This window comes from Streptomyces sp. OfavH-34-F, assembly GCF_022347745.1.
Lineage (GTDB): Bacteria > Actinomycetota > Actinomycetes > Streptomycetales > Streptomycetaceae > Streptomyces.
On record NZ_JAKRGC010000516.1, the window covers coordinates 1 to 2,722 of the forward strand.

Here is a 2,722-nt window from a genome sequence, read left to right on the forward strand (position 1 = left end):
GGTCTGGGCCGTGACGGTCGAGACGAGGTTGCGGTGCGAGGACAGGATGCCCTTGGGCCGGCCCGTGGACCCGGAGGTGAACATCACGCATGCCACGTCGTCCCCGCCGAGGGGCACACCGAGGTTGTCGCGGTTCTGGTCGGCGAGGCTTTCCGGGTGGTCGGTGCAGGTGGTCCAGGGGCCGGTGAGGCGGTCGGCGAGTTCGGCACGGGTGATGAGGTGGCTGATCGCGGCTTCGTCGGCGGCTGACCGCAGTCGCTCGTCGGGGAAGTCGGGGTCGAGCAGGAGGTGTCCGGCGCCGGTCTTGAGTACGGCGATGAGCGCGGCGGCGAAGTCGGCGCCCCGTTCGAGGAGGATGCCGGCGAGGTTGCCCCGGCCGAGGCCGCGTGCACACAGGTGGCGGGCCCAGCGGTTGGCGGTGGCGTTCAGTTCGGCGTACGTGAGGTGCGTGTCCCCGTCGATGAGTGCGACGGCCTCGGGGGTGCGCGCGGCCTGTTCCTCGAACCGGGCGATGAGGGAGGTGTCCTCGATGGGTGCGGTGGTCCCGGCCCAGGGTCCGAGCAGCAGTTCCCGTTCGGCGTCCGACACCACGTCCAGGTGGTCCACGCGCACCTCGGGGTCGGCCAGGGCCTGGCGCAGCACCTCGCGGAGCACGGTCACCATGCGCTCGACGGTGGACCGGTCGAACAGGTCCTTCGCGAAGAGCACCGTGCCGCTCAGGCCCTGACCGTCCTCCGTGCGGAGCAGGAACTCCAGGTCGAACTTGGCCGCCCCGCTCGTGACCGCCGGGACCGCGCTGACCTGGGCCTCCCCGAGCCGCAGCTCCGGCGTCCCACCCGATTCCAGCGTGAGGCAGATCTGGAAGAGGGGATGGCGGGAGAGGGTGCGGGTGGGGTTGAGGGCGTCGAGGACGAGGTCGAAGGGTGCGTCCTGGTGGGCGAAGGCATCCAGGTCGGTGGCCCGGACGTGGTTGAGGAGTTGGCGGAAGGTGGGGTTGCCGTTGGTGTGGGTGCGCAGGACGAGTGTGTTGACGAAGAAGCCCACCAAGTCGCGGAGTGCTTCGTCGGTGCGTCCGGCGACCGGTGAGCCGATGGCCAGGTCCGTTCCCGCGCCGAGCCGGGTCAGCACCGCCGCCAGGGCCGCGTGCATGACCATGAAGGGGGTGCACCCCTCGGCACGGGCCAGCTCAGCCACCCGGGCGAACAGATCGTCGCCGAGAGACACCTCCACCTGGCCGCCCCGGTGCGAGGCGGCCGCCGGGCGCGGGCGGTCCAGGTTCAGGGAGTGCTCCTCCGGCAGCCCCTCCAACGTCTTGTGCCAGAAGGCGAGTTCCTGGGCGAGCACGCTGTCCGCGTCGTCGGCCGAGCCGAGCACCTTCTGTTGCCACACCGCGTAGTCGGCGTACCGCACCGGCAGCGGCTCCAGCACGCTCACGTCGGCGCCGGAACCCCGAGCCTCGTAGGCCCGCGACAGGTCGTCGAAGAGCACGGCGGTGGACCGGCCGTCCGTCGCGATGTGGTGGATCAGGAGGAAGAACACCGAGGAGCCGTCGTCACCCGTGAACAGGTGCGCCCGGACCGGGAGTTCCGTGCGGAGGTCGAAGACATGGCGTGCGGCCTCCGCCATCGCGCGGTCCAGCTCGCCGGGGGCCACGGCGCGGCAGTCGAGGGGTATCCGCGCGGTGTCGGCCGGCACCACGTGCTGGCGGGGCTCGCCGTCCACCGTCGAGAACACGGTCCGTAGCGGGGCGTGGCGTGCGACCACGTCGTGCAGGGCCGCGCTGAGCAGCTCGGCGTCCACCGCGCCCGTCATCCGTACGGCGATCGGCACGTTGTACGCGGCGCTGCCGCCGTCCAGTTCGGCCAGCAGCCAGAGCCGGCGCTGAGCGAAGGACGCGGGTGCGTCGCCGTCGCCCTCCCAGGCGCCCGCCGTGAGCGGCGGCAGCGCGGGCCGGCCGCTGAGGGTGCCGATGTGCTCGGCGAGGCGGGCGGGTGTGGGGTGCTGGAAAACGTCCCGGATGGTCAGCCGCACACCCAGGGCGTCGGCGAGGTGGTTGGTGAGCCGGGCTGCCAGCAGCGAGTGCCCGCCGTGCGCGAAGAAGCTGTCGTCCACACCCACCGGGTCCTCGGTGCCCAGCACCTGGCTGAACAGGGCGACCGTCACCTCTTCGAGCGGGGTCTGCGGTGCCCGGCCCGTGGACACGACCACCGCCGGCTCGGGAAGCGCCCGCTTGTCGATCTTGCCGTTGGGCGTGAGGGGCAGGCGGTCGAGCACGGTGACGTAGGCGGGAACCATGTGCTCGGGCAGCCGGTCGGCCAGATGGCGGCGGGCGTCCTCCGCGGTGACGTTGTCCGAGTCGGTGACGACGTAGGCGGCGAGCTGGTCGTGGTGGACGGTGAGGGTGGCTTGGGTGAGGTGGGGGTGGGTGAGGAGGGCGGCTTCGATCTCGGCGGGTTCGATGCGGAAGCCCCGGATTTTGATCTGGTGGTCGGCGCGGCCGTTGTAGTGGAGGTTGCCGTGGGTGTCGTAGTGGGCGAGGTCGCCGGTGCGGTAGAGGCGGGTGCCTGCGGGGCCGTGGGGGTTGGGGATGAAGGTGGTGGCGGTGAGGTCGGGGCGGTTGAGGTAGCCGTGGGCGAGGCCGTGGCCGGTGAGGTAGAGGTGGCCGGTGACGCCGGGTGGGACGGGTTGGAGGGTGGCGTCGAGGATGTAGGCGGTTTTGTTG

General features: G+C 71.7%; 1 protein-coding gene. It reads right to left on the reverse strand.

All coding sequences use genetic code 11. The features are described 5' to 3' along the window. Window positions 1–2,722: condensation domain-containing protein (locus MHW47_RS34220; RefSeq protein WP_239227737.1), on the reverse strand; the 2,722-nt coding region annotated here is incomplete at both ends.